A 25,903-nucleotide genomic window follows, 5' to 3' on the forward strand; every position below is an offset into this window, starting at 1 on the left:
TGAAGAAAAACGTAGAAAGCGTAAGAGCTATGTCATGGGCAGGCCTCCTCTGCGGGGCAGAAGGTCCCGTTTTTTATTTCAATGGCTCTGTCCATAAACGGCAGCACGGCGCGTCTATGCGTAATGCACAGTAAAGTGGCATCTGGTCGCGCCTGTAACAGGCTTTCCATCAGAGCATTTTCTGTTGCGGCATCCAGCCCTTCTGTTGGCTCATCCAGAATAAGCCACGGCGTGTTCCGTAGAAGAGCCTGTGCGATGGTCAGGCGTTTTGCCTGACCGCCAGAAAGCCGAAGCCCATCATCGCCAATCAGTGTGTCCAACCCGTACTCGGTCTGTTCAAGGACTGTATCGAGCAGAGCGATACGGAGCACAGTTTGCATGTCTCCTTCTGTCGCTGCGGGATTTGCCAGAAGCAGGTTGTCGCGCACTGTGCCATTGAACAGGTGAAACCCCTGTGCGGCGACACTGATTGTCTGTGCCAATGTTTCGGCCTGAAAACTGCGAATATCTGTTCCAGCGAAAGAGATGCTGCCAGTTTCATATGGGTAAAAACGAAACAAGAGAGTGATCAGACTACTTTTTCCGCTGCCTGACGGGCCAATCAATGCAACACGTTCGCCTTGCGTGATGGTAAGGCTGGCATGTTCTAAAACCGGCTGAGTGGTGTTGGGATACCGGAAAGAGACATCATGCAGCATCAGGTCGAACGACTGCTGGATATCTGGCGTCTGTGTTGGCGCAGGAACCAGAGCGGGTGTTGAACAGGCGGTGTCCAGTCGTGTGGCAGCCATACGGGTACGGCCCAAAGTCTGCCGCGCAGCGGGGAGAGACATCAGGACGTCAAAAGCGGCAAGGCAGCCAAGCACCAGCATGGGCACTTCAGGCAGGGACAGGTGATGGGCCTGAAAAGCCTGTACTGCACAGACCAGAACCAGCAGCGTTGTCAGCGTCGTGCAGAAGGTCAAGATACTGCGCGCAGCACTTTCTATGGCTGCCAGCTTCCGTTGTATGGCTGCAATCGAAAGCTGCTTTTCTGCAATGGCGATTTCCTGACGGTTGGCTGCCCCCAGTGAAAGATACTCCCCGACAGACTGAAGGGTTTCTGCCAAATCAGCCTGCAACGTGCCACGCTGTGCTGCGAGTTGTGCCAGTAGTCGATCAGATGCAAGCCCGACCAGAAAGGGAACACCGACACCACACACCAGAAGCGCAAGGCCCAGCCACCATGCCGCACTTGGCAGAAATATCGCCATAATGAGAACAAACAGGCTGCCACAGACTGCCGCCCGCACAAAAGGCAGAACCGTGTCCGTGTAGTGCTGTCCCATCTGATCCGTATCAGACACAAAGCGGGAAAGTAGATCTCCGCCTCGGTGTCCTGTCAGGCCAGCGGGGGCTTGCGGTGCAAGGTGACGGTATGTCCAGACCCGTAACTGCCCAATTACGCGCAGGGCTGCGTCGTGCGTGACAAGTCGTTCTGCGTAGCGGGCCAGAATACGCACCGTTGCGAAAAATCTTACGCCAGCCGCAGGCAACATCATGTTGAAGGTCTGTTGGGCCGCTAACCCGGCAGCACCAGCAAAGGCTGCCCCAGCCAAGAGCCACCCGGACAGAAACAGCAGGCAAAAATTAGCCGTTGCCGCGCCACAGGCCAAGGCCAACCCAAGAAGCAGGCGACCGCGTAATGGGCGGGCAAGGGGGAGAATGGTGCGAAGGGGGCTCATGCTGCCACGTCCTTGCTCTGGCGGCACACGGTTACTTTGCCATCTGCAACATGCAGGATCTGGTCAGCCTGTCTGATAAGGGCGTCGTCGTGGGTGGCAGCAATTACAATCCGATAGGATGCGCACTGGTGAAGCGCACGAGCCACGGCGTGTGCACTGGCGGGGTCAAGGTTGGCTGTTGGTTCGTCAAGGCACAGCACATCAGGATTGCGCAGCAGGGCCCGTGCCAGAGCCAGACGTTTGATCTGCCCACCTGAAAGACGACTACCACGTTCCCCGACGGGCGTATTGAAACCCTGAGGCAGAGTCTCGATAAAAGCCAGTGCATCTGCTTTTTGCGCTGCCTCACGCAGACTTTGTCTGTCAGTCTGAGGGGCTGCGATGCGCATGTTGTCGGCAACCGTGCCAAACAGCATCAGCGGGCGTTGTGGAACCCATGCCATATGGGCTTGGGGGGAGGGTACGGTGCGCCCATGACTATCGTGTGCCGTGATGCTGCCCGACTGTACATCCAGAAAACCCAGAAGAAGACGCAGAAGAGTCGTTTTCCCAGCCCCACTTTCGCCTGTTACGGCAATGAATTGTCCCCGTTCAAAGCGGGCACAGACAGCCTGTAGAGCAGGTTCATCAGCATAGCTGGTGCAAACAGTATCGAGTGTGAGGGAAGTAATATGCGTGGCTGAAGGTTTCTCGCCATCTACAGCAATGTTCAGTTCTGGCAGAGAGGCGATTTCCGCAATGCGTGTTGCTGCTGCCGTTGCATTTTGCCGGGCATGGTAACTGGCAGAAAAAGCGCGTAACGGCATGAAATATTCTGGTGCCAGCAGTAGAACCAGAAAAGCGGAACGAAAATCTGCTGTGCCGTGCAAAAGGCGTGCCCCAAAAACCACGGCGACAAGAGCGATTGACAGGCTGGCAAAGAACTCCAGCGTTGCAGATGTCAGGAACGCCACCTGCATGACCGAAAATGTGGCCCGCCGATGGGCTTCTGCCATGGTACGCATGCGGTCAATGCTGGCCTGTGTTTGACCAAACAGACGCAGGGTTGTCAGGCCACGAAGAGAATCCAGAAAGTTTGATCCCATGACAACAAGTTGCAGCCATTGCCTGTTCATGATGCTCTGCGCGCTGTAACCGACCAGAGCCATGAAAACCGGAATCAAGGGGCCAGTGCAGGCAAGAATGGCAAAGCTCCACCCGTCCAGATGGAAAACCACCGCCAGAATAAGCCCCGGTAAGATAACCATCATGGCGGCGCGCGGAATATACTGGGCAAAATAAGGTTCGAGCGCAGCCACCCCTTCAGTCAAAGTGGTGACAATTTGTCCGGCAGGTAGTGTGGCACACCCGATAGGCCCCACCCGGAACAAATGATGCAAAAGATCACGTTGTACCGAGGTGCTGATGCGCAGCCCCGCTTCTGCGCCAGCCATATCAGCCAACCACTGCACCAAAAGACTACCTGCGCACAGCAAGGCAATTTCAATCAGAGCCATGTGGGCTGACGCCAGTGTGTGGCCTTTGAAAGTCAGGTTATCGACCGTTTGGGCAAGGATGATCAGTTGCAGCACAAACAGCACGGATGCTGCCCCGCCCAGAATAACGGCGGCAGCCAACCAACTTCTGGCCCGGCGGGCAAGACCTGTGGTCTGCCAGTCTGCGTGTTGTTGTGTGTGCATGCGGGGTGCCTGATCGAAATGAGACTCTGGTGAAGAACTAATACTTTCTTAATTAAAGAAAGTATGATTAACATATTCACGAAAGAGTTAAGCGTCAAGCAAACCACGTAAGGGCAGGCATGCACCTGATGAGTGGTCAGGTGATTAAAGCAAGTTTTAAATTTAGAAATTACAATGGGTTGAAGAAAATATGGGTAATAAAAAAGCGACCGAAAAGGTCGCTTTTTTATTTAACCACTTTACTTAATTATCTTTGGGGCTTGCCTTAATGGCCATGCAGACTCTGCCAGATCATGTAAATGGCAACGCAGAAAATGACCCCGGCAAAAAAGGTGGTCAGGCTGCCTGTTGACTTCGCCATGCTGCGGGCGGTGCGTGTGCCTGCAATGCTCCCTACGGCTCCGCCAACAATAAACAGCGCCGCTAACTGCCAGTCGATATAACCGGACATCATGTAACTGACAGCGGTGCTGAGACCGAAGGCAGCCACAGCAACCAGAGAGGTGCCAACGGCATTCAGAATAGGCATGCCGGTTGACGCAATCAGCCCCGGTACAATTAAAAACCCGCCACCAATGCCAAAAAAGCCGGAAAGCACCCCGGTTCCCAGCCCGTAGCCCGCAACTTTGGTGGCGTTGTCACGGTTGCAGCTTGCGCCTGGGCAGCCTTGGTTGCGCCGCCCGCGCAGCATGAGAATACCAACGCCGATCATGAGAATGGCAAAACAGAGAAGCAGGCGTTTGCCATCAACGGCTTTGCCTGCGGCAGCCCCAACAAATGCGCCGACCACCCCGCAGGATGCAAAAATAGCGGCGCATCGCCATTTTACGGTATGGGCGCGCGCATGTTGCGCCAGCCCAACCAGCGCATTGATGGCAACGGCCAGAGCGCTGGTGCCAATAGCAACGTGCGGATTTGAAACACCAACCAGATAAACCATTAGCGGCACAGCTAGAATAGAGCCACCGCCGCCAATCAGCCCAAGAGTAAAGCCGACAAGCATGCCAGAAAAAATTTCCAGTCCGGTATGCAGAAAGGTCTCTGGCATGATGTGTTTCAGGTCCACGTGAAAAAGAAAACGATAGAAAAAAGGCTTACATTTTGTTTATGGGGATTTTGATATAGCTGACGCCATTATCTTCCGCTTCGGGCATGTGCCCGCCCCGAATGTTCACCTGTACGGACGGCATGATGAGGTTGGGGAGGGAAAGTTTGGCATCGCGCGTTGTGCGCATCTGTACAAATTCTTCTTCTGATACGCCGTCATGCACATGAATGTTGTGTGCGCGTTCAGCGCCTACCGTTGTTTCCCATGCAAAAACATCGCGACCGGGGGCTTTGTAGTCGTGGCACAGAAAGAGGCGAGTCTGCTCTGGCAGTTTTAGAAGGCGATGGATGGAGCGATACAGCATACGTGCATCGCCGCCGGGGAAGTCTGCCCGGGCAGTGCCATAGTCTGGCATGAAAAGGGTATCGCCAATAAAAGCGGCATCTCCGATGATGAAAGCCATATCAGCGGGGGTGTGGCCGGGTACGTGCAGAGCTACGGCGTCAAGTGTGCCAATCTTGAAGTGATCACCATCATGGAACAGATGGTCAAACTGTGACCCGTCGCGGGCAAATTCTGTGCCTGCGTTGAAAATTTTACCAAAGACGGTCTGAACGCGTACAATATCTCCGCCAATGCCTAGTTTGCCGCCAACCTGCTCTTGCAACCACGGAGCGGCGGAAAGATGGTCGGCGTGCGCATGGGTTTCAAGCTGCCATTCTGCTTTAAGTCCTTCGGACTTCACGTAGGCGACAATCTCTTCGGCTGACGCATAAGATGTGCGGCCGGATGACGCTTCATAATCCAGAACGCTGTCTATAATGGCAGCAGCTTTGGTGTTGGGGTCATGAACGACATGGCTTGCGGTGAAGGTGGCTTCATCGAAGAAGGTTTTGACGACCGGCCGCTGGCCAGCGGAATGCTCGGTCTTGAGAATCTGAGCTGTGGCAGCAGCGAGGGGCGCATCCGTCATCGGTAGCTTCCTTCATAGTTTATCGTTTTATATAAAAATGTATATTCATTTTCATTAAATACGAAACCATCTTGCGTCAAGAAGAACAATCCGCGTAAGAACACACTATGACCGACAGCACGTTAGAATCCTGCCCTTTGTACCATTCACGGGCTATTCTTCAGATTGGCGATACCGTGCCAGATTTCGTGGCCCGTACTACGCAAGGGGAGCTGACATTCAGCACATTGCGTGGGCACTGGGTCATGTTGTTTTCTCATCCGGCTGACTTCACGCCCGTTTGTACCAGTGAATTTATTGCACTGGCCAAGGCTGCGCCGCAGTTTCAGGCCATGAATTGTGCGCTGGTTGGATTGTCTGTTGATAGCCTGCCGTCTCACCTTGCGTGGGTGGACGCTATTCGGGAACGTTTTGGCGTCAGCATTCCTTTTCCGATTGTTGAAGACCCGTCGATGTCGATTGCACGGGCGTATGGTATGCTTGATATCACGGCCCAGAGCAGTGTGACGGTGCGTGCGGTGTACGTCATAGACCCGGAAGGCGTGGTGCAGGCCATAACATGGTATCCGCCTACGGTTGGGCGGTCAGTCAAGGAGCTGGTGCGGTTGCTGACGGCCCTGCAACGGGTGGCTGAAGATGATGTGCTGACACCCGAAGGCTGGCAACCGGGTGATGATGTCATGTCTCCTGCCGCACAGACGCAGGATGCCGTTGCTGCCGCAGGCCCGGCATGGTTCATGTCCGTGCAGACAGGGAAGTCCGTATGAAACGCCTGTCTCTGGAAGAAGCGCGGCTGCTGGTTGAACGGCTGAAGCTGTTTGCACAGCCTCAGCGCCTGATTATTCTTGATGCCCTGCTTGAAGGGCCGCTGGCAGTGAGCGAACTTGAAACCCAGACGGGTATCAGCCAGCCAACACTCAGCCAGCAGTTGGGCACGTTGCGACGCGCTGATATTATTGTGCCCCGCCGGGAATCACGCACCATCTATTACAGTCTGGCCAATGATGAGGAAGTTCTGCGCGCCCGGGCGCTGATCGGCCTGTTGCGGGATGACAAATCCACCTTGCCGCTGCTTCAGCAGGCATCTGCGCGGAAAGATACAGGGGCTAAACCCAAAGGGCAGGCAGAAGGGGGCGCCCGCTTCGCCTTGATCCGGCCCCCCGGTAGCTAGCCGCTATGGGGTTCTGATAGAGAGTGGTTGCGTAAAATCAGACACAAACGTATCTTTTTACCTGCAAAAGATTATCATTTTTAACAAAATCAGGCATCCTTTTCCTGCTTCAGGGGAAGCAGGTGGCGCACGGCGTGTCTGTGGCCGCTCTTACTCATGATGATCGTTATAGAGTGATGCGGTTTATTGTTCTGTGCCACCGTTGGGTGGGCGGTATTGCGGGTCTGTTACTGGCGGTTCTCGGGCTTTCGGGGGCGTTGCTGGTTCATAAAGATTTATGGACAGTCGTTTCCCACAAAGGCGACGCAGTTGTGCAGAGCGGTCAGGATGTCGGGCGGCTGGTCGCGCAGGTCATGACCGAGACGGGCAAACACCCGCAGATGATAGCCTTTGCCTCCCCCTCTTTTGGTGTTGACCGCGTGGCGTATGCTGGTGGGGCAGGGGCATATCTTGATCAGACCGGTCAACTCCTGACAAGCTGGTCCAGTGACTGGGCCCGGCCAGAATTGTGGTTGGTAACCCTGCACCGGTATCTGTTTATGCGCCCTGCCGGAGAAACTGTCGTCGGTATTGCCGGCTTTATCGGGCTTGCGCTGGTTATATTGGGCTGCATTGCTTGGTGGCGTACCCGACAAACCTTTGAATTCCGGTTATGGCCAAAGCGTATGAGTCGCCCAGCCATTATCCGGCAGCATCGTGATCTGGGCGTTGTGATGACGCCTGTTCTGTTGCTGTCTTTCATCACCGGTGTGTTGATGGTGTTTCGCCCGCTCGGCGGGTTGGCGCTCGGGCCGGGGGCTGCACAGGCGATTGATCACAGTCTGCGGCCCCCGCATTTTCAGTCTGTCAAAATCGGTCATGATCTGGACTGGCAGGCCATGATGGAAACCGCCCGCGAAAAATTTCCGCAGGCCGAATTCAGAAGTCTGGCTCTGCCGCGGAAAGGCAGCGGGCTGATTACCATACGGATGCGCCAACCATCCGAGTGGCTGCCTAATGGCCGCACCATGCTCTGGTTTGCGGCTGATACCGGGCAACTGGTGGAAGCCCGTGACGCAACCCTGATGCCGGTTCAGGCCAGAGCCTTTAATGACATCTTCCCGCTTCATACCGGCAAGGTGGGTGGAATAATTTATAAACTTCTGATGACGCTGTCTGGCCTGACGCTGGCGTTGCTCGGGTTTCTGGCAACATGGACATTCTGGTTTGCGGGCGGCTTTAAGCCTGCTTCAAAAAAGAAACCGCAGAAAGCATAAACGGTTTATTTTACAGAATGTAAGGTGAAGGCATGGTGAACGATGCCTTCACCCAATTTCAGCTTACCACTTATATTGCAGGCGGGCTGTTACACTGCGGCCCTGACCATAATAGCAGGCAGAAACAGCCGTGCAGGTTGCTACGAACCGTTTGTCTGCAATGTTACGGGCGTTAACGGAGAAAGATAGACCCTTGTAACGCGGATGCGCTGTTTCAAAATCATAGCGCAGGAACACATCAAAAAGCGTGTAACCGGGAATGGAGAGCGTGTTGGCAGTGTCACCATAGCTATGCCCTGTATAGCGCACACCCCCACCTATTCCCATACCGGCGAGCGCACCGTGGCGAATACGCTGGTCAAGGAACAGCGACGCCATCCATTTTGGTGCTTGCGGTAGATAGTTGCCAATTTGTGACTGTGTGTTTGACTCTGTCACTTTGGCAGCACTTCGGGTGCCTGTGAAAATCACAGCCATATCCCACGGCAGTGTGGCGCGTCCTTCCAGTTCAAGACCCCGTACCCGGCCTTCACCTGTTTGCACAAGGCAGGTTGATGTCCCGCACAGCGTACCGTTCGGATCAGGCGTGGTCATGTTCTGCTGGGTAATCTGGTAAGCCCCAAACGTAATATACATGCCGCGCCCATGCTGGTAACGCAGCCCGGCTTCATATTGTTGGCCTGTTGTAGGTTTGAAAGGCTGACCGTCAGCAGATGTCGAGGGATCAGACACCTGCGGCTGGAACGATTCCGCGTAACTGAAGTATGGCGCCAGACCATTTTTGAATTGATAAACAGCCCCCGCACGCCATGTGAAAGCGTTTGAGTTGGTGAGATACCGTGTGCGCGTTAACGGGTTGTAGGTGTTGTCGCGCGCCCAGTCCTGACGGCCGCCTAAAGTTATATGCAGATTTTCAAATGTGAGCTGATCCTGAAAATAGACACCGTTCTGTTCACTGATGGTGTCAGTATAAACCTGCGGGGACAGATTGCTTTTGAAACCGGATGAGCCACGAGAGACTGGGTCAAAGATATTCAGAACCGGTAAAACCAGAGACGATTTTACCAGATCACGTTCGTGCTGCCAGTCGGTGTAGAAGTAATCCGTACCGATCAGAACAATATGTTTGACCGGACCGGTGGTAAAACGGCCTTCCAGTTGGGTATCTGTTGCCACACCTTGGGAGTTACCCCGCCCCTCGACAGCGCGGCGATTGACTGTTTGCCCAGCAACGCAGCCAGCAATGGCTGATGTACAGCGTGCAAGCGTGTCACCAGAAAGAACTGTGGCGCGGTAAAGCGTATCAAGCCGTGTGTAACGAGTATTATTGCGTATGGCAAAATGACGGTTGAAGTGATGTTCAAGAAAAGAGCCTAACAGAAACTGGTTTCGGTCAAACGTATTCCAGTCAGGTTCTCCAATAAACGCGTGGTTACTGATATAGCGCCCTTTGGATGGATAAAGCGTACCGGTTGCCGGTAAAAATTGGAAAGTCGATCCGCCTTCATCGCGCTGATACTGGGCCAGAATAGTCCAGTCGGTATGGGGCGTGATATGCCATGTCAGGCTGGGTGAGACATAGTAGCGGCCTAACCGAACATGATCGACCTGCGTATCGCCATAACGGGCCAGCGCAACAAAACGCCCTTCAACCTTACCATTTTTTGAAATTGAACCCGATACATCACCTGATGCCTGACCTTGCCAGTTGGCCATATCGGTAAAGCCAGCCCCCTGAAACAGTAGTTCCCCTTTTGATTGTGCAGTCGGGCGCTTTGTTACCAGATTGACCACACCACCGGGGGCCGTCTGACCATAGAGCGCGCCTGATGGGCCTTTCAAAACTTCAATCTGCTGGAGCGCAAACGGGTCAAACGACGTTCTGGTCCATTGGCCGCCTGATGGCAGGCGCAGACCGTCAACAAAGTTATTGTTTGACGAAAAGCCACCCGCACCAAACCCCCGAACCGAGACTTCATCCACGCGGCTATCAATGCCAGAAGGTTCAGCTTGCACGCCCGCCGTATAAGACAAAGCATCAGCTACGGTGGGGGAGGCGCGTAAATCTATTTCTTCCCGGCTGATGATGGAGATTGTCTGGGGGGACTGGATAATAGGCGTATTGGTTTTGGTTGAGGACGTAGCCCGCGACCGCCCGGTTGCCGTGACAATAATCACTTCCTTTTCGCGTGCACGTTGGGTGGTTTTACTGTGTTCGTCAGCCTTTTCCTGCATTTTGGCTGGAGTTTTATCTGGCTCCGCCGCCTGAACGTATCCTCCCAAAGTGGCGCAGCAAACAGCCAGAGGCATCAATCGGCTGGAACGAAAAGGAGTGGAGCCGGAGGGTCGTTTCATGGGGGCTTTCTGCCAGGAAAGAAAAGAAGGAAATGTGGTCTGCAACTAATAATAATGATAATCATTGTCAACTAACTTATGAACAATCTAAATGGATACTAAAGGTTGAGTGTTGTAGTATTTTGAAATTAAACGGAATTTTTATAAATATGCCACTTTTCTGCCATGCTGTTGAAACTCAGGCAGGCCTAAGGCTTTAAAACCCATAGGACGACTTCCCCGCGTGCGTAGTGGTCTGGCGATAATAAAGAAAGAAAAAAAGTGGCTTAGGAGGGCGAAATGGCGGGCCTTATCCATTTTTTCCAGCATCATGCCTGGAAAAGCTATGTCGATACACAGTCTGACCTTGTGTCTGGGTGGGAAGATATTGACCCGCCTGTTCCAAGGCAGGGCGGAACAGGCGGCACATTAAAATCGGCTTCCCATACGCTCCTTGAGACGGCGCGCCTGACTATGACGCGTGATCTGAAGGAGGGTTAAGTCTCTGGGCGCTGTGGGCAGGTGGCGCAACACAGGCCAAGTGTTTTATGCTGATGCTATGACACACCCTGACTATTCCGATACGCTGACTCGCTGTAAGTGGGCGCAAACAAACCCGCTTTTACGCACCTATCATGATGAAGAATGGGGCGCGCCTGTAAAAGATAGCCGTGCCCTGTGGGAAATGCTGATGCTTGAAGGGTTTCAGGCTGGTCTTTCCTGGCTAACCGTATTGCGTCGGCGCGATGGTTTCAAAAAAGCGTTCGCCGAATTTGACCCCGAGCGTGTGGCGCAGTTTGATCAGACGGATGTGGAACGCTTGATGGCTGATCCCGGCATTATCCGGGCACGGGCCAAGATTGAAGCGACAATTGGCAATGCGCGTGCGTATCTGACCATGCGTGAACAGGGTGAGGACTTTGCCGAATTTACATGGGGTATGGTGCCCGATGCCCCGATCAGAAACACGACGGGGCAGGTTCTGGCCCAGTCTCCACAGTCGCAGGCCTTATCAAAAGCCTTGAAAAAGCGCGGATTTAAATTTGTGGGACCTGTGATTGTTTATGCGTGGATGCAGGCAATCGGTATGGTTGATGACCATGACCCCGCCTGCTTCCGTTACCAGACATGTGAGAAAGGGTAGTCAGCCCTTCTTCAGATCATCAGCCCAAGGCATTGGAAAAAAGTTTGGCAGTGCTTCAAGCCTTTTTAACCAGCTTTGAATATTGGGATAGGGCTGAAGGTCTACCCCACCTTCAGGCGCACGGGCGGTATAAGCGTAACAAGCAAAGTCAGCCAATGTAGGGAAAGCTGTTGCCAGAAAAGGCTGCTGTGCCAGATGCGCATCCATTATGGCGAATAATGCGTGCGCCCGTTCAATGGCATTGGCGGGTTCACCCGCTTTATGAAAAAGGCTGACCATACGGGCGGCAGCCGGTCCCTGCCGTAATTCTCCCGCAGCAATAGACAGCCAGCGCTGTACATGGGCTGCGTCACTTGGCGTGTCTGGCAGATAAGATGAATCGGCCCCGTATTGTTTGACCAGATACACCATAATGGCGTTACTGTCTGTCAGCACAAGGTTACCATCTTTTAGAATAGGGACTTGCGCCAGTGGGTTCATAATCCGCAGTTCTGGTGTGAAAGCAGACACAATCTCAAATTGGTAGTCCAGCTTCAACAGCGACAGAACCAGCCGAACGCGATGCACATGACCTGAAAGAGGTTTGCCATAAAGCGTTATCATGGAACACGATCCTCCGTTTGCATGGACCCTGTGGCGAATGCCAGACTGGATGCAGCAATAAGCGATGCATAATAGGCATCTGATTTACCAAGTTGTGCGTCAAGTAAGCCATTTTGCGCAATGGTTGCCTGCGTGATAGAGCCAACACCATTGCGATAGGCTGCAAAAGCGGCATCAAACGCGGTCTGGGATGCCGTTTGCAGCTTTGTGGCTGCGGAATATGCGCTTAGGCTGGCATGTACGCCATTTTCAGCAATAATAATTTGTTTAACGGATTCATCAATGGTTTTGCGCAAAATAGCTTGCGCGCTGTCAGCCTGATTTTTAGCCTGACGCATAACAGCAGCCCGCATGCCACCATCAAACACAGGCACGGTAATGCCGCCCAGTATCAGGCTACTGAAATTATTTGTCGAAAGATTGAGGGTCGGTGAAGAGTCAGCCCCGATGCCTGGAACTGAGGAAAGGGCAAGCCTGCCTGTGCTGTAGGCCACGTTGCCTGACACAAAGACTTTGGGCAGGAACTCAGCTTTTGCCGCAGAAACCTGACTTTGCGATGCTTTGGCTGACGCATACGCAGCCAGCACATCCGGCCTTTGCGAAACAGCCTGACGTACCATGGCATCCGTCAGGCGCGCGTCTGCCAACGTCAAGGGACGGTTGGAAACATCGACTGTCTGAAGGCGGGTATCAGGAGAAATTCCCATAGCCGTCATCAGGTCAAGATAGGTGTTTTCAGCGCTATTCTGGGCCTGCACAAGTCGAAGTTCTGCCTGCGCGGTCATTTGGCGGGCCTGCGTCACATCCACTATGGTGCCCTGACCCTGCTTCAGCCGCATTTCAGCGGCAGCCTGCACTCTGGCAGCATTAGCAACCGCCTGCTGCACCAAACCAACCCGGGCAACCGCAGCCGCATGCCTATAAAAGGTAAGTGTGACGCTATAAATGACTTTTTGATGTGCAGCGGTAAACAGGATATTGCTGGCAAGCTGCCCTTGTTTGGCTGCATTGATAATGGCTTCCCGTTTACCAAAATCAAAAAGAAGCCATTCCATACTTAATGTTTGCACCTCACCAGAGCCGGAGTTGCGGTTTCTGACACCATCTGTCAGCCCTTCAGCCTGATTGATAATGGTGTTGATGCCAGACCCAATCTGCCCCGCATTACTCAGGCTAGGGTTGCTCCCGTTATTGCGCTGGTGCGTGTAACCGCCAACAACAGTGGCACTTAAATGGGGTAGATAGGCCGTGCGGGTAATGCCAACCGCAAGCGCCGCATCTCGGGCGGTGTTCCAGGCAATGCGTGTGGTGGGGTTGCTGGACTGTGCAATATCAATCAGTTCCGCCAAAGAATAGCTGTGGCTGGCCTGTATGGAGGCATCGGCAGGGCGGGGGCTGAGTGTCTGGTTTGCCGGTAACGTAAAATCGCGAGGCAGCGTCAGCCCATGCGCCCCGGTGGCTTTGCCCGGTAAAAGCTCCCCTTTTTCTGAAACATTGGGCTGCCAGGGTGTGTCAGCCCGGTCAGGGGCAGTTTCAAGTGCCTGTGTGGCGCAGCCAGAAAGAAGCAGAACACTCAGCCCACATAAGACCAGACGGCGGAAAGAGGATGGCGGCATCAGGGAACAATCCTCTGCTCAAGCTGGGTCAGGTGGTGCTGGGTGGTTGGTCGGTGTTCTGGTATTAACGCTGCTTCTGCAATGCCTGCCGCGTTCTTGGTGGCATCATGATATGCGTGCAGATGCGGCATGGCGGCACGCATATGCGCTGGCTCCATCGTGGCGAATTCTATCAATCGTTCTGCGCTACCCAACGCGGAAAAGGCGGCAGCGGCATGCACAGCCTGTTCCGCCCGGTTGGGAGATGTGCATAAAGCATTGAGTGCATGAAATGCTTTTTTCAGACGAGCCTGAATTTTATCATAGGCACTTGTTGGCCAGATGCTGGTAAATACGGCATAGGTAATAAAATTGCCAATCAGGATACCAATAATACGGTCACGGGCAGTCGTCATGTCTGTAGTAGGGCCATATCCTTTCAGGTCAGACAGAAAGAACGCCAGCCCGATTTGTAACCCTGCATAAGCAATTCGTTCATCGCCTGTTTTAACCCAGCAGGCTAACAGCGTTCCCGCTGCCATCATGGCCAGAAAAGCTGCAATATTCTGTATGTGGGGCATCAGGAAAATAATGGAACCAATGCCCATGGCCCCGCCAATCAAAGCGCCGGAAATTCGCAGTTTCAGCTTTGAAATCATCTCCCCCATAGTGGGAAGTGCAACAATAAAGCAGGTAATGACACAGGTATGAATACCCGGCCAAGCCAGAACCTTAAACAGGAAATAGCTGAGCATGACGGCTGCTGTTCCCTTAACGGCAAACCGGACATGCTCGGGGTTGGTAAATGCATCGGAAAAGAAAAAACCAGACGGACCAGTTTCTGCTTTTTCAGCCGCTTGCAGAACATTTTCCGATGTGGATGCCGTAAACAGTGACAAGACAACTGCAAGTTCATTCAGAGCAGGCGTAGCGTCAGAAACCAGGTGGCATGGAATGTCTGTAGGATAATCTCCGGCCCTAAAAATTTTGGCCATGTCTGATAGTGTTTGAATCAGACTGGCAGGCGGTTTTTCTGAAGACGTCTCATATGTTGCGGCTTGGGCCAGAGCCAGAACGGCGACACTATTGTAAGCGGCATAATGCAGGCAAGAAAGGTCTTCAGAACGCCAGAGCTTTTCCAGTTTCGCCATTTTAAGAGATTTCAATAGGCCTCCAGCCCCTTCGCGCAACAGGGCTGACGCTTGTTCGTGCGTCAGAGCGTCTGGGTGCTGTAACAGGCGGGCACTTAACTCCAGCCGTGCTGCGATATCTTGTGTCAGAATAGTTTTGGGTGATGGGCACAGCACAGCCCCCACCACAACCATGACGCCGCCGGGCACCAGAATAAACAGATCAGCATACAACAGGGCGCGTGTTGCCAGTTCGCCGATAGGGGCCTGATCTATGGCAATCATGGCGTACACCACAACCAGAGCAAGCATATAGGCGACTGGCTTCAGTTTGCTGGCAGACCCCAGAAAGAAAAACCCTAAAGACAGAACAGCAATTGCGGCCACAAGACTAAGGGGGTGATCGAGCGTGAGGTGCACCAGCCCAAACATCAGGGCAATAACAACAGCAAATAGAATATTGACTGCAATACCAGCCAGAACGTTGGTAACACGGTCTTTTTGCCAAAGCGCCATGGTGACAAGCGCGGGCAAAGCGGATTCTGGAACCTGCCATATTTCACAAATAAGAATGACAATAGTGCAAGCAGCCGTCATGCGCAGGGTGTAGCCTAGTCTGCCCGGTGCTGCGTCCCACACCAGCCGCCAGAAGCGGGCCAGTGTCAGATGCAGGGTATCAGGGACAGGCTGCGCCATGACGGATCTCGACAGTGGCGGTAGCGCCCAAACGCAACAGGGCTGGGTTTGCGGCGTCCAGTTTGATCCGCACCGGGAAGCGTTGGGCGACATGCACCCAGTCCATCTGCCGGGGCACCAACGGCAGGCTAGCACCAATGCCGGCGGAATCAGCCGACAGCACGCCCCAGCCAATACTTTCCACATGCCCGCGCAGTGCTGTGTGTTTATCAATCATGGAATAAACGGTCGCACAGGCCCCCAGCTGCACTTCTTTAAGGGCAATTTCCCGAATATTGGCTGTCGCGAACCAGGCATCATTGGCAATCAGCGTAAATAGAACCTGTGATGGTGCCAGAATTTCCCCCGCTTTCACACGCAGGCTGGTCACGTAGCCGTCGGTCGGGGCGATGATGACGGTCTGTTTCAGGGCGTAGCGCGTCTGTTCCAAAACGGCCTGAGCAGCCTGCTGTGCGGCGATCGAACTTTTTAGGTCCCCAATGGCGGTCTGAGCAGCTTGTTCCTGCTGTTGGCTTTGCGAGAGAGAGACCGAGGCATTGTTCAGCGCGACGCGGGCCTGATCATATTCCTGCCAGGGGATGTAGGCTTTCCCTGCAAGCGGTTTCAGTCGTTCTACTGTGCGGGCGGCCAGATCATGATTGGTCTGTGCCCGTTCAGTCTGGCTTTTGGCCACGGCTGCATTGGCTGTTTTGACGGCAACAAGCCGCTGCTGGTTTTCGACTTCAGCAGAGGCGAGGGCAAAGTTGGCTTCAGCCTGTCTGACGGCCAGTTGGTAAGGTTCAGGGTCAAGCCGGTAGAGAATATCCCCCTTTTTTACGGCCTGATTGACGTGGACCCTTAAGTCGATCAGCCGTCCCCCGACTGTTGAGGCCATATGCACGACCTCGGCATCCAGTTCCGCACTGTCTGACGACGGATAGCTACTGTTCTGCCCGGCGACATAGACCCCCAACCCAACGGCCCCGGCAATGCAAAGGCCAGCAATGAGAATACCGAGGGGACGTGAGGCAGAAAGCGAGACTTTTTTCATATCTTACGGCCCAAACCACACCAGCCAGACCAGTAAGGCGGCTACGACGCCCAGAGACGCATAGGTAAACAGGCGTAGGCTAAGAAGCGCATCCATGCCGCAGGCCAGAAACAGCACGCGCAGGCCTACCGCGACAGCAACGCCTATCATGCCGCACAGCATCCAGCCGGGAAAATAAGCTCCGAAAACAGAAAAGGATGGAGCACCCTGCGCGGCACACCCGTTTAACAGGGTGGCAGTGACAAACAGGCCAACTGGGCGGAGGAGGGGCGCACGCATACCGGCAAATTGGTCTGACTTTATCAAGCCTGTCAACAGAGGGGGCAAGCGTTCGGGGCAGCCGTGTTGGCAGCTTCGTCTGGTTGGTCTTGGGCTGATGTAAAGCGTGGTTCTGCGCTAAGCTGTCTGCATGGTTTATCCGCTGGTGTCAGACGATGGGTCAGCAGCAATTCATCTCGGTTTCAGGGAAGCCTAAGCAACAGGTCTATTTGTTTTGTAAACGACAGAAACGGAGAAGAAGGTGGCTCGCTTTATAACGCTCTATGGGATCAAGAACTGCGACACGATGAAAAAAGCCCGTGTATGGCTTGATGACCATGGGATTACTTACACATTTCACGACTATAAGACACAGGGCATTTCAGCCGAGCATGTGCAGAAATGGATTAAAAATGTGGGGTGGGAAAAGCTGCTGAATAAGGCCGGTACAACATTCAGGAAATTACCTGATGCAGACAAAACCAACCTGACCGAAGAAAAAGCCGTAACGTTAATGGTCGAGCAGCCGTCTATGATCAAACGCCCAGTGCTGGAAGCGGGGACGGATATGGAGGTCGGGTTTAAGCCGGAAAATTATGAGAAATTTTTCTCAAAAGACTAAGGGGTTATAAAAGCATACAGCCCCAGCCAGAAGGCTGGGGCTGTAACCGCAAACTTATTCCTGATCAGGAGCAGCGGCAGAGTTGAGCTGAATGTAACGCTCAATACCGATCTGCTTGATAAGGTCGAACTGACGGTCAAGGAAGTCTTCGTGTTCTTCTTCGTTTTCAAGGATTTTCAGCAGAAGATCACGGGACACGAAGTCACGCACGCTTTCGCAATAGGCGATGCCTTCACGCAGGTCGGCCATGGCCTTTTCTTCCAGCTTCAGGTCGCATTCAAGAATTTCCTTGACGTCCTGACCAATCAGAATGGTGTTCAGGCGCTGCACGTTGGGCAGGCCACCCAGATACAGAATGCGTTCAATCAGCCAGTCAGCATGACGCATTTCTTCGATGGATTCTTCGTATTCCTTTTTGCCCAGCAGGGTCACGCCCCAGTGGCGCAGGGTGCGGGCATGCAGGAAGTACTGGTTGATGGCGGTCAGCTCATTCGTAAGCTGCGTGTTCAGATGTTCAATAACTTTTGGGTCTTTAACCATGATGCTTCTCTTCTTTTTGGTGTGGGAGGGAATACAGCATGGTGTCTAGCGGACTGCAAAACCGGATGCAAATAAAAAAATGATGATATATCAGCATTTTACGGGAATTAATTCTTACTATCAACATCATGCTTCTGCCATTTTTTGACTGATTATCAACTGCGCGGCCAGCCGGTTTTGCAACGCGTTTGCGTCTGATCTCATAAGCGTTTGATGAACTTGAGCTTTCCCTGTCAAAAGTCTAAAAATCTGGTGGTTTCTGCATGATGCTGCGGGGCTGATACTCTGTTTTTCCACGGATCGGACATAATGCCATGATGCTGCATATTCCCAACGTCCTGACTCCGCAGGAACTCGCTCATTGTCGCGCTGTGCTGGCAGAAGCAGACTGGCAGGACGGAAAAGCAACAGCGGGGCAGCAGTCGGCCAAAGCCAAGCATAACCTCCAGCTACCGCTCAATCACCCGCAGCATAGGGAACTGGCAGAACTGGTTTTACGGGCCTTAGGCCGTAACCCGACCTTTAATAGCGCCGTGATGCCCTTCAGAGTCGTGCCGCCGCTTTTCAACCGGTACGATGCAGGCATGGGATTCGGTGCGCATGTAGACAACGCCGTGCGGCCTATTCCCGATTCTGGCGGCATGCGTGTGCGTACGGATGTGTCCTCCACCCTGTTTCTCAGTCACCCGGAAGAATATGACGGAGGGGAGCTTTGTATTTATGATGAAGCAGGCACACAGGAGATCAAGCTGCCCGCGGGTGACATGATTGTTTATGAGACCACCGTGTTGCACAGTGTGGCACCTGTTACGCACGGCAGCCGCTGGGCGTCCTTTTTCTGGACCCAGTCCATGGTGCGTGATGAAAGCCGCCGCCGCGTTCTGTATGACCTTGATCGCACGGTTATGGATTTACGGACCCGCCTGCCCGATGATGACCCAGCCATTTTGCAACTGGTAAACTGCTACCATAACCTCATGCGGCAATGGTGCGATCTTTAAGTGTTTGAGACTTCGGTGAGGCAGGGCCGTATCAGGTGCGTTGCAGCCTAGGTTTCCGGGTCTGTTTCTGTTGTCTGTAATGGCAGGGTTTTAAGGCGCTCCTGCAACGCAGCATACAGATCAGGGGCAGCATCAGGGCCAAGTTTGGTCAATGATTTGTTCATGGCCAGCAGAATATCAGATGTGGCGTTTGGCAGTGCCTGCCCCCACCATTTCAACGCTTCTTCTGTATGACCTGCTTCAGCCAACGCGGTGGCATAATTATGCTGGCCTCTGTAATCCCCCCCTTCGGCTGAGCGTTTATACCAGCCAAGGGCAGCCTGTCGGTCTTGGGGAATTTCCCATCCCTCTTCCAGAAAGCGCGCAAGAATGTTCATGGATTTGGCATGCCCATTCTGGGCTGCGGTCTGAAACAAAGTTAGCGCCTGTTCCAGGTTTTGCGGCATACCAATACCACGCATGGTAAGGATGCCCAGATTATAACGTCCCCACTCATCGCCCAAAGTGGCGGCCATTTCATAATGCTGTGCAGCTTTTTGCAGGTTTTTGTCGCATCCCCAGCCAAAATGGGCGCAGCGGCCAAGCATGTTATGGGCTGGGCCGTAGCCCGCTTTGGCCGCCATGGTGAACCATATGATGGCCTGTTGCGGGTCTGAAGGCATATAAATGCTGTCCAGTAGGGTTTTACCCCACAGCACTTGCTCCAGATGGTAGCCAAGCCGGGCTTTTTGGCGAATGACTTCGATGCTGTCGGGCAAAGGTAGGCGAACTGGTGCTGTTTTTTCGCGTTTTTGGAAGAGTTTTGACAACACAGTTTTCGCCACCGGATAACCCAGTCTCATGATTTTTTATGAGAAAGATTATCAATAGCGAATAAAACAGGGGCGGGCAATCAGGCGTGTGCGTGTACCTGCCCTGCGTGGCACGTCAAGGCGAGGGAGTGGAGCGCGTTCAGCCCCAGTGGCCAGTGCTCCAGACCGGCATTGTTGCCCATATGGCCAGAATACCCGCCATCAACCAGTGTTGATCCCCATTGTGTGCCGAAGGTTTGAGCCCGATCTGGCGTTAACCACGGGTCATTTCGGCTGAAGATTACCGTGCTTGGGAAAGGCAGGGTTTGAGCCGGAAGCGGCATGAAGGATTCAATGCGGGCTGCATCTGGCCCTTTATGCTGTTCGCCATCAGCCGGGGCAACCAGCAGGGCACCGGCCACGGCAGAAGCCGGGTGGCGTGCTCCATGATGAACTGTCAGAACTGCACCCAGACTGTGGGCCAGAAGCAAAACGGGGCGTTTGGCTTCCTTCAGTGTTTCGTCCAGTTTTGCCTGCCATGCTGATAATGAAGGCGTGGACCAGTTATCCTGCGCCACCCTTTTTACGGAAAGACCATGGGCGCGGAAAACATTCTCCCAGATTGATTGCCAATGGTCTTCGTCCGAACCAAACAAACCGGGGACAATCAACAGATCAAAAGGCAATAGGGCACGGATCAGCGCAGGGGATAGTCTGGTAGAAGGGGTTGCCAGAAAATCCGATGCAAGAGGCAGAGTGGGGGAGCGATGTAATGACGGTGGCATCAGACGAAACTCCTTCCTTCAGATCCGAAACAAGCTTTAAGCACGGCATAAAATCGTTCTTAAAAATGAAATACACGATAAAAAACGAAAAATTAAGTTAAAAATTATTCTCATGTTGAAAACTAATCCTTTTTTCTAGGTTTAGACACGTTTTTCGACACGGTTTAGAATGAAAAATAGAATGTAATAAATTGAAATAAAACAATAAAATTAATAACTTTGAATTTGTATGTGATAAAAAATAACAACGAAATAGAATCGTTTTTATGTGTTGACAGGGGCGCTAATTACTCGCATGGTCTGCGTGTTCCGGCATGGGACAGAGTCTGAACCTGAGTGAAGGGACTTCTTTCATGGTGCAAGCAATCAGTGTCATGCAGCGATGTAGGCGGGAACGAATGTGTCCATGCAATGCATGTAGCAATTACGGTTAAAAACTGCCGGTAGTGAAACTGCCGGCGGATACAGCTTCTTGAAAGCTTTGTGTTCGAGGGTAGGTCATTATGTTAGAGTCAAAAATAATCGAAATAGACGGTGTTTTTCTGGGAACAGCCATACAGGTGCAAGGTGTCGGCGGGCGGCGTTTTTATGCAGCTCACGAGAGCGTCCGCGCTTTGCACAATGCGGTAGAGCCTGACCTTGCTGTTCTGGCGCGTCATGTAGCCCAACAGTTTCACCGCAATAGGGCGCACGTTGCCTGAAAATTAAGAATTTCTTGGTAAATTAAACAGGAAAAATTATTTTAGAACGGTAACTGCGGCCTGAAAGGGCCGCAGTTTTTTTATGCTCTCTCTTAAAAGGTATCGAGATCAAGAGATCGGAGAAGAGCAAGAATTTTCTCCAGCCTCAGTTCTGTGTCAGCCTGTGGGGTGTTTGTACCGGGGTTCATGAAATCCTCCCCCAGCGATGCATAAAGTTCGGCCCGCTGTAGTGCATCGGCTGAGGCCGGAGACGTCTGCTCCAGCCACCAGACGCTTGCCGCCCCGGCCATTTTACGCAGTAGAAACAGAATTTCCCCGCTTATGTTCAGATGCTCGGCACGGCGTAATCCTTCTACCCTTAATTGCTGGTAGAGAATTTCAGCCTGGGTTGTTGTGGTTCCGGCATCACGACGCGCTTGCTCAATCTGCTGCCAGTCACGCTGCTGCGGGTTGGTGGCCAGTGCGGCGTAGCGCATGTTTGCTTTGAAGGCGGCAACCAGTTGTGCAGAAAGCGGAGCCCCCCGCCGTTCAGGCCACAGCAGCAGGCATCCTGCCAGCCCGACCAGACTGCCCATAATGTTATTGATAGACCGTGATAGCGCGACATCCCATCCCAAAGCCGGGCTGACCAGATCAGTCACCAGAACAAAAAGCTGGGTCATGAACATGACGCACAACGTATAGTTGACGCTTCGCAATGCGATTGTAGCAGCCGCAAGCGGGAAAACGAGCAGCAGGATGCTCCACATCGGCAAGAGCACGCCCATGACGGCGGCCAGAAGGCCACCGGCAATGCTGCCAACAACACGCTCAATCGTGCGGGGCAGTGTGGTATTGACGCGCGGCTGGGTAACTACCACCACCGCCATCATGGCCCAATACGCATAAGGTAGATTCAGTTTAAGCGAGATGGCATAAGCCACCATCACAGCCACAGAAAGTCGGGCTGCGTGCCGCACAAACATACTGGTCGGGATAGTGGGTTTTACCGCCTTTTCTGTTTGGGTTGGGCGGGTGCCAGCTTCAGCGCGACTGGCAGACGCAGGGCTTTGCCACGCGGCTTGCAAATCACGCAACGCATCCGCGCAGATGCGCGCGCCTTTGGTAAACAGATCCTCCTCACGTTGGCTTAACAGCGTAAGAAAGCGGATGGATTTCTGGAGTGCTTCCGGGCGAGGATGCTGATGCGTTATCTGTTGTGCGACACGCTGCAACGTGGCGGCTACAAGCCGAACCGTGCGGCGAGCCTGCGGTGTTGGGGTGCCCGAAAGCACGGCATGTTCAAAAGCCATAAGTGCAATAAAAATACGGTCTGCGGCTTCAACCGCGGGCAGAAGGGTGCCGCGTGTGTGGCTGGTTGTAGCCCCCGCTGACAGAATTTCCACTTTGGCACGGGCTTGCTCAATCCGGCTACGGATATCGCGACGGTAGGCACTGATGGCATCATGCTGCATCAGGCTTTCTGGCGCTGCCGGCTGCATGTAACTCATTAATCTGCGGGTCATGCGCGCCTGTTCGCGGAAAATGGCAGCGCAGCTTTGTCTTTGCGGGGCATAAGGATCAACTGGCCACGCCAGCACGCAGATGCAGGTTGCCCATGCAGCGCCCAGCACAAACAACCCCGAAAGATGCACGGCCCCCATTGGTGTTTGCGGGTAACAGACCGCCACCACTGCCACGATTGCTGCCAGAACACTGATCTGTGTAGCAACTGCCCCGCGCATACGCGCCAGTCCGCACAGGAATGAACAAATGCCAAGACCGATAAAAGCAGTGAGCGTTCCATACCCTGATGCAGCAGACATAATGCCTGTAATGAGCGTGCCTGATGCGCCAAATTTCAGCATGGCTTCCAGCCGGGGGCGCAGCAGACCACCTGGGTCAACAAGGCATGTCCAGAACGCGGCAAATGCTGACCACGCCATAAGCGGCATATTCAGATACAAGGCCACGATCATGACGGTACCAACAGCCACGCCAGCCCGCAGCCCTTCCCGCACGGCAATCTGTTCGGGGGCGATGGCAATAGCGCGTACACCCAGCCAATGCGCCAGTGCAGACGGCATGACACTGCCTGACACGGAGCGGAGAAATCGGGTCTTGCGGGTAAGGGGGCGGGGCAGGTTTGTTTTCATCAGGGGGCGGTCAATATGAACAGGCGGAACAGAGTTTAAGAATAGACTTTCCAGCGTTTGCGCATCGCGCGGAAACTCTCATGCAGGGCACGATAGAACGATGAAAAAGCAGAACGCATCGTTAAGGCTGTGGGCGTTTCAGCTCATCAATTTAACGATAATGTGAACAGGCTCGTGGTTCTGTCACGCCTGTTGGGACAATGCAACAAAGTTTTGTTGTAACATGCGGGCAAGAGGTATGCGGCCGCGTAACGCGCCCAAAAATAGCGGACTTACGGCCTTAACTACAAGGGCATGGTAGCTGCGAGCCGGTCAGCGGGGTTGGAGCGGTTGCTCCTTTTTGGGCTCCGCTTGAGAGTCTGATGCCGCATGGAAAAGGCAGCATCAGGTTAGCCTGTATAGTTATAGCGACGTTAGAAATTAATCAGAGCTGTTACTTTGAAGGTTCTTCCGGGCTGAGTGTAATAGGCTTTGGGGAGAGAAGAACTGTCTGGAATATCAAGTGAGTTGTAATAGGTCTTATTAAAGACGTTATACATACCGGCCTGTAGACGCAGTTTTTTCATGAAAGACGGGCTATACCAGCCGGTCAGGTCAAAAATGACATATCCGGGTGTTTTGTTTTTGTTGGAGGTTGGGTCCTGAACCTTGTCACGCGCGGCAGCGAAGGTGCTTGAAAGGCTGGCCCCCCAATTTGTCTGTTTATAGCCAAAGCCAATAATACCCCGGAATGGCGCGACCGAATTCAGATGCACTTTTTCATCCGTGTCGCGGCCATTGGCATAGGCAAAGGAACTCCAGACCTGCCAGTGTTTCTCAAATGTCCAGTTCGCGCTGGCTTCAACGCCATAAATGCGCACATGCTGGCGGTTTACATATTCAAAAACGCCCATGGGGTAGTAGCCGCCAATACCGGCAGCCGCGGCCGTGGTGGTAATGTTATCAATAAAATTGCGATAGTAATTGTCATAAAAAGAAATGGTGGCCCCTTTTTCTGAATTGCCATACCGCGCGCCAACCTCCCACCCGCGGCTGGTTTCTGGCTTTAACCCCGCATTACCAATATTCACGTAGCTGCCATTACCGCCATACGTCAGATAAAGCTCGGTTGCGGAGGGGGCGCGGAACGCTTCTGAATACTGTCCATACAGGGTCAGATTGCGCAACACGCGTGCTTCAGCCAGAACTTTTGGGGAGTAATGCGAGCCGCTGGAACGGGCAGGAAGACCCATATAAGCAGCGTTTGACGCATAAGTGGCCGTTGCCTGCGGGTTGCGTTCATACCAGTCAAACCGGAAGCCCGGTGTGATATGAAACCATTCATTCCGTCCCATCCCCATGCGGTCCTGCACAATGGCCCCCAGGTCATTCCCATGAACCTTTGGCATGTCTGACTGATTAACATGCAGAAAACTACAGGCATAAATGGATGCGCTACAGTTATCACGTCCTGCGGCGTATTGGCTGGTATCCGTCATGTAGGCTTCACCGCCGAATGTAATGGCGTGGTGCACTGGGCCGGTAAACAGATTAGCGGTGGCAGAGCCGGTTACACCATAAGATTGCACGGCAAGGTCTGAATCACGATCGTATTCGCCAATAGGGGCGGTGCGTCTGTTTGACGTTGTGTTGGTAATCATATCCATTTGTTGCCAGTAAGCCAGAAAATGGCCTTCACTGAACAAGGCTGTAGGGCTGGTCGCCTTGTAATCATAATTGGCGGACACACGGGAGCGTTTATTTTCCTCTCGTGTGCGGTAACGGGAATATGTTGACCCGACACTGGTTAAGGTATCTTCGTCCGAATTACGATCAAACCATTCGCCCGTCAGGCCAACCCGATGGCCACCTGCAAAATAATGCCTGATTTTTCCAAGAAAATTACCCTGCTCGTACGAATCAGGATTTTTCTTAGACCGTGTTGTGCCCACGCCACTTCTTTTCCCCATATTCCAGATTTCACTACCATTCTGATAACCACCCTGAATCAGGAAAACCGTGTTTTTGTAGCGTCCAGCAAGTGCCTGATTCAGGTAGGCGCTTTCGCTTGATCCATCATAAGTCAGCTTGGAAAGACCACCGAATTTCTTTCCATTTTTTAGAATATCTTCCGGGTCAAGCGTGCGGAGCGCAACCACACCGCCAAGAGACCCAGTACCAAAGAAGCTTGAATCCGCACTTTTGACGATATCCATCGCCCCCAGTGAGTTGAAGTCAAAAGCCGCAACGCCGCCTTCTACGCCACGAGCCCCGTCATTGGCCCATACGGTTCTGACACCATCAATGGTGGTCAGCAGGCGGTTCTGATCAAGCCCCCGCATGTTGATGCTGAAATTATTAGTGTTGTAATTGACGGCGGCATCAACACGACGTGCATAATCGGACAGATTATCGACCATTCGCTCCTGAAAGGTTTTCATGGTTGTCGTGGTGGTCAGCACACGCGGCTTCCCCACGCTACTATAATCTGAATCAGGGTTGATTTTCATAGAGTCAAGAATGTCTGCCTTGCCCTGCACTTTTACCGGACCAAGATTAATAGTGCCTTTTTCACCAGGCTGCGAGGAAGAAGACACAGCCTGCTTGGCTGTGGAGGAATGGTTTTTGGTCGGCTGTACGCTTGATGTTGCAGGTGTCTGCGCCTGAGCATGTGCAGCAAGGAATGAGAAGAAGGTCGAAGCCATCAT

The 25,903-nt window shown here is 53.2% G+C and carries 23 protein-coding genes; 8 read left to right on the forward strand and 15 right to left on the reverse strand.

The genetic code is table 11. The features are described from left to right. Positions 1-32: 32 nt before the first annotated feature. From cydC to Abin_RS08915, 4 genes are all read right to left on the reverse strand, one after another. Entirely contained in the window at positions 33-1,724 is a 1,692-nt protein-coding gene (cydC, locus tag Abin_RS08900) for a thiol reductant ABC exporter subunit CydC (protein ID WP_048846063.1), read from the reverse strand. Next, a complete protein-coding gene (gene cydD, locus Abin_RS08905; RefSeq protein WP_048846065.1) occupies positions 1,721-3,403 on the reverse strand; it encodes a thiol reductant ABC exporter subunit CydD in 1,683 nt (560 codons plus the stop codon). The genes cydC and cydD overlap by 4 nt, the downstream gene beginning before the upstream one ends. Before the next feature lie 265 nt (positions 3,404-3,668). After that, positions 3,669-4,451, reverse strand: coding sequence for a sulfite exporter TauE/SafE family protein (locus Abin_RS08910; RefSeq protein WP_048846336.1), 783 nt, complete (start codon positions 4,449-4,451; stop codon positions 3,669-3,671). A 46-nt stretch (positions 4,452-4,497) separates the two neighbouring features. Beyond that, a complete protein-coding gene (locus tag Abin_RS08915) occupies positions 4,498-5,424 on the reverse strand; it encodes an MBL fold metallo-hydrolase (RefSeq protein WP_048846068.1) in 927 nt (308 codons plus the stop codon). 107 nt (positions 5,425-5,531) lie between these two features. On the opposite strand from Abin_RS08915, the gene Abin_RS08920 reads away from it, so the two are divergent. The 3 genes from Abin_RS08920 to Abin_RS08930 all read left to right on the forward strand — a co-directional run bounded on the left by Abin_RS08920 (position 5,532) and on the right by Abin_RS08930 (position 7,851). Further along, positions 5,532-6,191 carry a peroxiredoxin gene (locus Abin_RS08920; protein ID WP_048846070.1) on the forward strand — a complete coding sequence of 220 codons (660 nt, stop codon included), beginning with the start codon at positions 5,532-5,534 and terminating at the stop codon, positions 6,189-6,191. Next, positions 6,188-6,595, forward strand: coding sequence for an ArsR/SmtB family transcription factor (locus tag Abin_RS08925; protein WP_048846072.1), 408 nt, complete (start codon positions 6,188-6,190; stop codon positions 6,593-6,595). Before Abin_RS08920 ends, Abin_RS08925 begins: the two co-directional genes overlap by 4 nt. Positions 6,596-6,717: 122 nt before the next feature. Next, positions 6,718-7,851 carry a PepSY-associated TM helix domain-containing protein gene (locus Abin_RS08930; protein WP_258027422.1) on the forward strand — a complete coding sequence of 378 codons (1,134 nt, stop codon included), beginning with the start codon at positions 6,718-6,720 and terminating at the stop codon, positions 7,849-7,851. A gap of 63 nt (positions 7,852-7,914) precedes the next feature. Here the strand turns inward: Abin_RS08930 and Abin_RS08935 are convergent, their stop codons facing one another. After that, positions 7,915-10,206, reverse strand: a complete 2,292-nt coding sequence (locus Abin_RS08935) for a TonB-dependent siderophore receptor (protein ID WP_048846074.1) — start codon at positions 10,204-10,206, stop codon at positions 7,915-7,917. A gap of 279 nt (positions 10,207-10,485) precedes the next feature. Between Abin_RS08935 and Abin_RS08940 the strand changes: the two genes are divergently transcribed. Both Abin_RS08940 and Abin_RS08945 read left to right on the forward strand, forming a co-directional pair. Further along, positions 10,486-10,686, forward strand: a complete 201-nt coding sequence (locus Abin_RS08940) for a hypothetical protein (protein ID WP_048846076.1) — start codon at positions 10,486-10,488, stop codon at positions 10,684-10,686. Between the two features lie 58 nt (positions 10,687-10,744). Then, positions 10,745-11,329, forward strand: a complete 585-nt coding sequence (locus tag Abin_RS08945; RefSeq protein WP_048846339.1) for a DNA-3-methyladenine glycosylase I — start codon at positions 10,745-10,747, stop codon at positions 11,327-11,329. Here the strand turns inward: Abin_RS08945 and Abin_RS08950 are convergent, their stop codons facing one another. From Abin_RS08950 to Abin_RS08970, 5 genes are read right to left on the reverse strand one after another with little or no spacing between them, the layout of a single operon-like run. After that, the gene (locus Abin_RS08950; protein ID WP_048846077.1) at positions 11,330-11,932 is read right to left on the reverse strand and encodes a glutathione S-transferase family protein; all 603 of its coding nucleotides are present in this window, start codon (positions 11,930-11,932) and stop codon (positions 11,330-11,332) included. Next, a complete protein-coding gene (locus Abin_RS08955) occupies positions 11,929-13,548 on the reverse strand; it encodes a TolC family protein (protein WP_048846079.1) in 1,620 nt (539 codons plus the stop codon). Before Abin_RS08955 ends, Abin_RS08950 begins: the two co-directional genes overlap by 4 nt. After that, positions 13,548-15,353, reverse strand: a complete 1,806-nt coding sequence (locus Abin_RS08960) for an FUSC family protein (protein ID WP_048846082.1) — start codon at positions 15,351-15,353, stop codon at positions 13,548-13,550. Before Abin_RS08960 ends, Abin_RS08955 begins: the two co-directional genes overlap by 1 nt. After that, entirely contained in the window at positions 15,334-16,383 is a 1,050-nt protein-coding gene (gene mdtN / locus Abin_RS08965; RefSeq protein ID WP_048846083.1) for a multidrug transporter subunit MdtN, read from the reverse strand. The genes Abin_RS08960 and mdtN overlap by 20 nt, the downstream gene beginning before the upstream one ends. 3 nt (positions 16,384-16,386) lie before the next feature. Further along, positions 16,387-16,710, reverse strand: a complete 324-nt coding sequence (locus tag Abin_RS08970; RefSeq protein ID WP_244894968.1) for a YtcA family lipoprotein — start codon at positions 16,708-16,710, stop codon at positions 16,387-16,389. Between the two features lie 193 nt (positions 16,711-16,903). On the opposite strand from Abin_RS08970, the gene Abin_RS08975 reads away from it, so the two are divergent. After that, a complete protein-coding gene (locus Abin_RS08975) occupies positions 16,904-17,263 on the forward strand; it encodes an ArsC family reductase (protein ID WP_084593552.1) in 360 nt (119 codons plus the stop codon). 54 nt (positions 17,264-17,317) lie between these two features. On the opposite strand, the gene bfr is transcribed toward Abin_RS08975, so the two are convergent. After that, complete coding sequence (gene bfr / locus Abin_RS08980) at positions 17,318-17,806, reverse strand: bacterioferritin (RefSeq protein WP_084593553.1); 489 nt, start codon at positions 17,804-17,806, stop codon at positions 17,318-17,320. A 311-nt stretch (positions 17,807-18,117) separates the two neighbouring features. Between bfr and Abin_RS08985 the strand changes: the two genes are divergently transcribed. Further along, the gene (locus Abin_RS08985; RefSeq protein WP_048846090.1) at positions 18,118-18,804 is read left to right on the forward strand and encodes a Fe2+-dependent dioxygenase; all 687 of its coding nucleotides are present in this window, start codon (positions 18,118-18,120) and stop codon (positions 18,802-18,804) included. A gap of 47 nt (positions 18,805-18,851) precedes the next feature. Here the strand turns inward: Abin_RS08985 and Abin_RS08990 are convergent, their stop codons facing one another. Further along, the gene (locus Abin_RS08990) at positions 18,852-19,628 is read right to left on the reverse strand and encodes a tetratricopeptide repeat protein (protein WP_373321489.1); all 777 of its coding nucleotides are present in this window, start codon (positions 19,626-19,628) and stop codon (positions 18,852-18,854) included. 68 nt (positions 19,629-19,696) lie between these two features. Continuing rightward, positions 19,697-20,380, reverse strand: a complete 684-nt coding sequence (locus Abin_RS08995) for an RBBP9/YdeN family alpha/beta hydrolase (RefSeq protein ID WP_084593554.1) — start codon at positions 20,378-20,380, stop codon at positions 19,697-19,699. 503 nt (positions 20,381-20,883) lie between these two features. Between Abin_RS08995 and Abin_RS09000 the strand changes: the two genes are divergently transcribed. Further along, a complete protein-coding gene (locus tag Abin_RS09000; protein ID WP_084593555.1) occupies positions 20,884-21,081 on the forward strand; it encodes a hypothetical protein in 198 nt (65 codons plus the stop codon). A gap of 92 nt (positions 21,082-21,173) precedes the next feature. Here Abin_RS09000 and Abin_RS09005 read toward each other — a convergent pair whose 3' ends face one another. Together Abin_RS09005 and Abin_RS09010 are read right to left on the reverse strand one after the other, a co-directional pair. Then, positions 21,174-23,216, reverse strand: a complete 2,043-nt coding sequence (locus tag Abin_RS09005; RefSeq protein WP_048846097.1) for an FUSC family protein — start codon at positions 23,214-23,216, stop codon at positions 21,174-21,176. Positions 23,217-23,629: 413 nt separating this feature from the next. Continuing rightward, positions 23,630-25,903 (reverse strand): TonB-dependent hemoglobin/transferrin/lactoferrin family receptor, encoded by a 2,274-nt coding sequence (locus Abin_RS09010; protein WP_048846099.1) that lies wholly within the window; start codon positions 25,901-25,903, stop codon positions 23,630-23,632.

It is taken from the genome of Acetobacter indonesiensis (assembly GCF_000963945.1).
Classification (GTDB): Bacteria; Pseudomonadota; Alphaproteobacteria; order Acetobacterales; family Acetobacteraceae; genus Acetobacter; species Acetobacter indonesiensis.